This is a genomic window from Shewanella sp. SW32, from assembly GCF_025653365.1.
Classification (GTDB): Bacteria; Pseudomonadota; Gammaproteobacteria; order Enterobacterales; family Shewanellaceae; genus Shewanella; species Shewanella oncorhynchi.
The window spans coordinates 25,725-32,997 of sequence record NZ_JAKKSJ010000047.1; the positions used below are offsets into that span (position 1 = coordinate 25,725).

At 44.9% G+C, this 7,273-nt stretch carries 7 protein-coding genes and 1 pseudogene; 6 read left to right on the forward strand and 2 right to left on the reverse strand.

Annotation, left to right across the window (positions count from 1 at the left end):
• Nucleotides 1-14 precede the first annotated feature (14 nt).
• Nucleotides 15-152, reverse strand: coding sequence for a 50S ribosomal protein L34 (gene rpmH, locus L5M28_RS20985; RefSeq protein ID WP_006083827.1), 138 nt, complete (start codon nucleotides 150-152; stop codon nucleotides 15-17).
• Nucleotides 153-597: 445 nt separating this feature from the next.
• On the opposite strand from rpmH, the gene dnaA reads away from it, so the two are divergent.
• From dnaA to gyrB, 5 genes are read left to right on the forward strand one after another with little or no spacing between them, the layout of a single operon-like run.
• Nucleotides 598-1,986: a chromosomal replication initiator protein DnaA gene (gene dnaA / locus L5M28_RS20990; protein WP_006083826.1), complete on the forward strand. Its 1,389-nt coding sequence runs from the start codon at nucleotides 598-600 to the stop codon at nucleotides 1,984-1,986.
• Nucleotides 1,987-2,005: 19 nt separating this feature from the next.
• A complete protein-coding gene (gene dnaN / locus L5M28_RS20995; RefSeq protein WP_263204323.1) occupies nucleotides 2,006-3,106 on the forward strand; it encodes a DNA polymerase III subunit beta in 1,101 nt (366 codons plus the stop codon).
• Nucleotides 3,081-3,311 carry a hypothetical protein gene (locus L5M28_RS21000; protein ID WP_219235716.1) on the forward strand — a complete coding sequence of 77 codons (231 nt, stop codon included), beginning with the start codon at nucleotides 3,081-3,083 and terminating at the stop codon, nucleotides 3,309-3,311. The genes dnaN and L5M28_RS21000 overlap by 26 nt, the downstream gene beginning before the upstream one ends.
• Nucleotides 3,308-4,390, forward strand: a complete 1,083-nt coding sequence (gene recF / locus L5M28_RS21005; RefSeq protein WP_263204326.1) for a DNA replication/repair protein RecF — start codon at nucleotides 3,308-3,310, stop codon at nucleotides 4,388-4,390. Before L5M28_RS21000 ends, recF begins: the two co-directional genes overlap by 4 nt.
• 16 nt (nucleotides 4,391-4,406) lie before the next feature.
• Entirely contained in the window at nucleotides 4,407-6,824 is a 2,418-nt protein-coding gene (gyrB, locus tag L5M28_RS21010) for a DNA topoisomerase (ATP-hydrolyzing) subunit B (RefSeq protein ID WP_113941413.1), read from the forward strand.
• A 110-nt stretch (nucleotides 6,825-6,934) separates the two neighbouring features.
• Here the strand turns inward: gyrB and L5M28_RS24230 are convergent.
• Nucleotides 6,935-7,024 (reverse strand): annotated as a pseudogene (locus L5M28_RS24230) (glutathione S-transferase); the annotation flags it as partial.
• A gap of 75 nt (nucleotides 7,025-7,099) precedes the next feature.
• On the opposite strand from L5M28_RS24230, the gene L5M28_RS21015 reads away from it, so the two are divergent.
• Nucleotides 7,100-7,273 (forward strand): transposase (locus L5M28_RS21015; protein ID WP_263148818.1); only part of this gene is annotated, 174 nt, incomplete at its 3' end.

Genomic DNA, 7,273 nt, shown 5'->3' on the forward strand with positions numbered 1-7,273 from the left:
TAGTTACCCACTTATTAAGCAGATAAACGAGCGCGACCTTTCGCACGACGACGTGCAAGCACCTTACGGCCGCCTACAGTAGCCATACGAGCGCGGAAGCCGTGAGAACGCTTGCGCTTCAGGTTGCTAGGTTGAAAAGTACGTTTACTCATGATGGCAATCCGTCTTTGTTATTAGTGAACATATCCTTATCTCTAGGATAGAGGTAAGGGCAAAAAAGAGGCCGAATTGTAATCACAATACTTAGTCACGTCAACAACGAAAGTAAGTAAGTGCTTTATTTCTGCCAGCGTACCCTTAGATCAATCCCCAGAATACACCATAAGATGTGGATAACTCTGTGTACGGACACTACATGTAGTAGTGAAGGGGATCTTCGAGCCGATCGAAGGGGCGCCATTATAGATCAATGTGGATCGCTTAATAAAGCAGGATTTGCGGTTAGTGCTGAATAAAAGGATCGTTTTGGATCTTTGATGATCGAGGATATCCACATAGAATGATCTCGCTGGGGATAAATATTTTTTAAGGATAGCGATCCTTGAGATCTCGCTATAGAATACACCTCTTTTTTGATGATCTTTTGGGGATAACTAAGTGGCTGTTTCACTTTGGCAACAATGTATCGGACGACTGCAAGATGAGCTTTCTGCTCAGCAGTTCAGTATGTGGATCAGACCGTTACAAGCCGAAATGGATGGAGATACTCTGGTGCTTTATGCGCCCAACCGCTTCGTGCTTGATTGGGTCAGAGATAAGTACATCAATATCATTAATCAGTTCTTTACTGAGCAAATGGGTAGCGACGCGCCTAAATTGCGTTTCGATATAGGTAGTCGTCCTTCGGCGAAAAAGCCTAGTGTTCCAGCACCGATTGCGCCAACTCGTGTAGCGAATACCCAAACTAAAGCGACGGTAGGCACGACGTTTAATGTCCAAGCCGAGCCTATGGCGAACGCGAATCACCGCAGTAACATTAATCCGAGCTACCAGTTTGATAACTTCGTAGAAGGTAAGTCTAACCAATTAGGTAAGGCTGCGGCGTTACAAGTGGCTGAAAATCCGGGTGGTGCTTATAACCCACTATTTTTATATGGCGGAACAGGTCTAGGTAAGACTCACTTGTTGCACGCTGTCGGTAACGGGATCATTAAAAATAATCCTAATGCCAAAGTGGTTTACATGCATTCCGAGCGTTTTGTCCAGGACATGGTTAAAGCGCTGCAAAACAATGCGATCGAAGAATTTAAACGTTACTACCGTAGCGTCGATGCCTTGTTTATTGATGATATTCAATTTTTTGCCAATAAAGATAGATCCCAAGAAGAATTCTTTCATACCTTCAATGCGTTACTTGAAGGGAATCACCAAATTATTTTGACTTCAGATCGTTATCCAAAAGAGATCGACGGTGTTGAAGACAGATTGAAATCGCGTTTCGGTTGGGGTTTAACTGTGGCTATTGAGCCACCAGAGTTAGAGACCCGCGTAGCGATCTTGATGCGTAAAGCTCAAGAGAGCGGCATTAACTTGCCCGATGAAGTGGCTTTCTTTATTGCTAAGCGTTTACGTTCAAACGTACGCGAGCTAGAAGGGGCATTAAACCGCGTTATCGCCAACGCTAACTTCACTGGTCGGCCAATTACTATTGATTTTGTTCGTGAAGCCTTACGTGACCTCTTGGCACTTCAAGAAAAATTAGTCACTATAGACAATATTCAGAAAACCGTAGCTGAATACTACAAGATCAAGATGGCTGATATGTTGTCTAAGCGTCGTTCACGCAGTGTCGCGCGCCCAAGGCAAGTGGCAATGGCGTTATCCAAAGAATTAACTAACCAAAGCTTGCCGGAAATTGGTGATGCTTTTGGTGGTCGAGATCACACCACAGTGTTGCATGCCTGTCGTAAGATTGCTCAGCTACGGGAAGAGAGCCACGACATTAAAGAAGATTATGCTAATTTGATTAGAACCTTATCTTCTTAAAACAAGGAATTTGGACACGATGAAATTCTCAATTGATAGGGATGCCCTATTAAAGCCGTTGCAATTGGTGTGTGGTGCGGTAGAAAGACGCCATAACTTGCCCATTTTGTCTAACCTCCTTGTAGAAGTAAGTGGTCACTCACTTAAGCTGACTGGTACAGATTTAGAAGTCGAACTCGTGGGCCAAGCTGTGGTTCACGGTGATATCGAAGAAGGTCGTACTACGGTTCCAGCGAAGAAACTGCTCGATATTGTTAAGTCTTTGCCAGAACAAAGCGAACTGAAAGTCGAACAACAAGATAATAAATGGTTGCTGCGCTCAGGCCGTAGCCGTTTTTCCTTAGCTACTTTGCCCGCAGAAGAATACCCCAATGTTGAAGCCTTCCAAGCTGAGATTGAATTTAGCTTGAAGCAGGGCGTGTTGAAGTCGATTATCGACTCGACACAGTTTTCGATGGCTAACCAAGATGTACGCTATTACCTCAACGGTTTATTGTTTGAAACTGAAGGTAATGTGTTGCGTGCGATAGCGACTGACGGCCATCGTTTAGCCTTAAGTCATCGTACGATTGAAGCACAATTACCGGAAAAACAAGTCATTGTGCCTCGTAAAGGCGTAATTGAAATGGCGCGCTTATTGGAGTCTGACGATCTCAATATCACCATTGCTATTGGTGATAATGCTATTCGTGCTACCACGGCTAACACAGTATTTACCAGTAAATTAGTCGATGGCCGCTTCCCTGATTATCGCCGTGTATTGCCAAAGGGCGGTGATAAAATTGTGATTGCGAGTCGTAATCACTTGAAGCAAGCACTGACGCGGGCTTCTATTTTATCCAATGAAAAATTCCGTGGTGTGCGTATTCAACTCGAAAATGGTCTGCTCAAGATCACCGCTAATAATCCTGAACAGGAAGAAGCGGAAGAAATCATTGATGTGGAATACAACAATCAGGCCTTAGAAATTGGTTTTAACGTCAGTTACTTACTGGACGTGCTCAACAACCTTAAGTCCGATGATGTGCGTATCACGCTCATTGATGGTAACTCCAGCGCCCTAATCGAAAACCATTTGGAAGAAGATTCCATGTATGTGGTTATGCCGATGCGCTTATAAACCATCGATTTTTACGTTACCCGTGTCTGTACCTCTGTCTTCGATGTCTATGCCGCTTAACGGCGGCACAGTGTTTAATGCACAGCATTGGCCATTCTTTCACTCATTTACCGATAGTCTTAGCCTGTGGCAGCGATTGAGTTGCTCGTTAAGTGCTATGAATCCTTGCCTACGCCGTTTACGCGGCTTAATGAGTAATGCATGAGCCTGACCCGTCTCAATATCGAAGCGTTTCGCAACATTCAGTCCGCACAGTTAATCCCCGCACCTGGGATTAACGTGATTTATGGTCAAAATGGCAGCGGAAAAACCAGTATTTTAGAGGCCATTTATTTCCTCGGTATGGGGCGCTCGTTTCGCAGCCATTTATCCCAACGAGTGATTAATCACGATGACGATAAATTAACGCTATTTGCGACTTTAAATTTAGCGCGCGGTGACAGTAAAATTGGTTTACGCCGATTTCGCAATGGTGAGACGGAAGTGAAAATCGACGGCGAAAAAGTCAAACGTCTGTCGACCTTAGCCGAAGCTTTACCTATTCAAGTGATCACACCTGAAAGCTTTTCTTTACTGTTTGAAGGCCCAAAATCCCGTCGACAATTTATCGATTGGGGCGCATTTCATGCTGACCCACAGTTTTATGGCGCTTGGACGAATGTTCGTCGCGTTCTTAAGCAAAGAAATCAATTGCTTAGGGACGGTTCCGCTTACAGTCATATTCAATTTTGGGACCAAGAGTTTGTGCGCTATGCCGAGCAGGTCACCGAAATACGAAACCATTATGTAGACTCGTTAAATGAGCTACTTAAGGGTATAATCGGGGAGTTTTTACCGAGTGTAGATGTGAAGGTTTCATTTACGCGCGGCTGGGATAGTAAAACGGATTTTGCAGAACTACTCGAAAACCAATATTCCAGAGATTTGGCCACAGGTCATACCGTCAGCGGTCCCCATAAAGCTGACCTTAGACTTCGTGTAGGCACTTTGCCGGCGCAGGATGCCCTGTCCCGTGGTCAATTGAAATTATTAGTCTGTGCACTGCGTATTGCACAGGGAAAGTTGCTCAAACAACAAATAGATAAAAACAGTATTTATCTTGTGGACGATCTTCCGTCCGAGTTGGATGCACAGCATAGGCAGCTATTGCTTAAGCAGTTAACGGATACCGGAGCACAAGTTTTTGTGACCGCCATTGATCCTGCTGCAATAGTCGATTCGTTACACACGCCTCCCAGTAGGATGTTTCATGTGGAACAGGGACGTGTAACGGTAATTGAATAACCATTGAGAGAATAATATGTCAGAGAATAGTTACGATTCTTCGAGTATTAAGGTCCTTAAGGGCCTTGATGCAGTACGTAAGAGACCTGGGATGTATATTGGTGACACCGACGACGGTACGGGTCTACATCATATGGTGTTCGAAGTAGTCGATAACTCTATCGATGAAGCCTTAGCCGGCCACTGTAGCGATATTACGATTACTATCCATGTAGATGGTTCGGTTTCTGTTAAGGATGACGGCCGTGGTATTCCGGTCTCTATCCATGAGGAAGAAGGCGTATCGGCGGCAGAAGTTATTATGACGGTATTGCATGCCGGCGGTAAGTTCGACGATAACTCCTATAAAGTGTCTGGCGGTCTCCACGGCGTGGGTGTATCGGTTGTAAACGCTTTATCTAAAAAGCTGCAAATGACCATTCGTCGTGCTGGCAAAGTATACGAGCAGTTTTATACTCATGGCGTGCCTGATGCACCAATCAAAGAGATTGGTGATGCGACTAAAACCGGTACCGAAATCCGTTTTTGGCCAAGTGAAGATACCTTTAGCGATGTCGAGTTTCACTTTGAAATTCTGGCAAAGCGCGTGCGCGAACTGTCATTCCTTAACTCAGGCGTAGGTATTCGTCTGGTTGATGAACGTGACAACAAGAATGAATTCTTTAAATACGAAGGCGGTATTAGCGCATTCGTCGATTATTTGAACCGTAATAAAACACCCGTCAACAAAGACGTATTCCACTTTATGCAAGAGCGTGAAGATGGTATTACCGTTGAAGTGGCTATGCAGTGGAATGACGGTTATCAAGAAAATATTTTCTGTTTTACCAACAACATTCCACAGCGTGATGGTGGTACTCACTTAGTTGGTTTCCGTAGTGCGTTGACGCGTAACCTCAATAGCTACATGGAAAACGAAGGCTATAACAAGAAAGGCAAAACCAGCGCGACTGGCGACGATGCCCGCGAAGGCTTGACTGCTGTTATCTCTGTTAAAGTGCCAGATCCTAAGTTCAGCTCGCAAACCAAAGACAAACTGGTTTCTAGTGAAGTGAAAACCGCGGTTGAACAAACCATGGGTGAGAAGCTGAACGATTATCTGCTGGAAAACCCAGCCGATGCTAAGTTGATTGTCGGTAAGATTGTCGATGCGGCCCGTGCCCGTGAAGCGGCGCGTAAAGCCCGTGAAATGACCCGTCGTAAAGGCGCACTCGATTTAGGTGGTTTGCCAGGTAAGCTGGCCGATTGCCAAGAAAAAGATCCTGGTCTTTCAGAAATTTACATAGTGGAAGGTGACTCTGCTGGCGGTAGTGCTAAGCAGGGACGTAACCGTAAGAACCAAGCGATTTTGCCACTGAAAGGTAAAATTCTAAACGTTGAGAAGGCCCGCTTCGATAAGATGTTGTCTTCTCAAGAAGTGGCCACACTGATCACGGCACTTGGCTGTGGTATTGGTCGCGACGAATATAACCCAGATAAAACCCGTTATCACAACATCATCATCATGACGGATGCTGACGTCGACGGCTCGCACATTCGTACTTTGCTGTTGACCTTCTTCTTCCGTCAAATGCCTGAATTGATTGAACGTGGTTATGTGTATATTGCTCAACCGCCTTTATTTAAAGTGAAAAAGGGCAAGCAAGAACAGTATTTGAAAGATGAGCCAGCATTGACTCAATACCTCACGACTCAAGCATTGGATGGCACTGTTGTGTATCCAACGCAAGGTGCGATTGGTATGTCAGGTGAGCCGTTAGAGCGTTTAGTGACTCAGTATCGTGAAGTGGAAGCCATTGTGGCTCGTTTAGAGCAGCGCTATCCAACGCACATTACTAACCGTATGCTTTACCATCCAATGATCACCAACGAGATGTTGGCCGATGAAGGCAAGATGAAAGAGTGGATCGATGCCTTTATCCATGAGCTGGTGGAAATGGAAAACAGCGGTGTACTGTATTCTGCTGAGCCGATTCTCGATCCTGAGCGTAAAGTGTATCTGCCTAAGATCACCATTCGTAAACACGGTATCGATACTAACTATCTGTTTACTTATGACTTCTTCCAATCAAGCGATTATCAACGTATCGGTAAGTTAGGTGCGGCGTTAGATGGCATGATTGAAGAAGGCGGCTATGTACAACGCGGCGATCGTGTTAAAGAAGTCGGCAGCTTCCTCGAAGCGCTAGATTGGACGATTTCTGAAGCCAAACGCGGCTTATACATTCAACGTTATAAAGGATTGGGTGAGATGAACCCTGAGCAATTGTGGGAAACTACAATGGATCCTGAATCACGCCGTATGTTGCAAGTCACGATTGATGATGCCGTGGGTGCCGATCAGTTGTTCACTTGTTTGATGGGTGATCAAGTTGAACCTCGTCGTGAGTTCATCGAAGCGAACGCATTGAACGTGGCTAACTTAGACGTTTAATGCTAGATGTATAATATTAGACGTGTAATGCGTGTTAAGACTCGCGTTAGTACTTGAATGATTAAGGGAAAGCCAAGGCTTTCCCTTTTTTATCTCTATGATTTATCTCTTTATCGATCAATACCCGCTTCATCCGCTGCAACAATTTCAGTCTCTGCTTTAGCCGCATTAATCCACGCCTGCATTTCCGGACAGCTGATCTGTAGTGGCACACTAATTTTGGCCACCTAAATAGAGGTGATATTATTACCTCGTAGATGACTTTAGGTGAACACATGAGATCGACAACCAGAAAAACATTTAGTGCTGAATTCAAACTTGAAGCAGCCCAATTAGTCCTCGATAAAAACCATAGCATCATCGAAGCTGCAAAGGCGATGAACGTAGGTAAGTCCACTATGGATAAATGGGTGAGACAGTTAAAACTAGAACGCCAGGGTGGCACACCA

Coding starts and splice junctions, on each gene's coding strand:
- rpmH (WP_006083827.1), bottom strand. CDS start 152: ATGAGTAAACGTACTTTTCAACCTAGCAACCTGAAGCGCAAGCGTTCT.
- dnaN (WP_263204323.1), top strand. CDS start 2,006: ATGAAATTCTCAATTGATAGGGATGCCCTATTAAAGCCGTTGCAATTG.
- L5M28_RS21000 (WP_219235716.1), top strand. CDS start 3,081: ATGTGGTTATGCCGATGCGCTTATAAACCATCGATTTTTACGTTACCC.
- recF (WP_263204326.1), top strand. CDS start 3,308: ATGAGCCTGACCCGTCTCAATATCGAAGCGTTTCGCAACATTCAGTCC.
- gyrB (WP_113941413.1), top strand. CDS start 4,407: ATGTCAGAGAATAGTTACGATTCTTCGAGTATTAAGGTCCTTAAGGGC.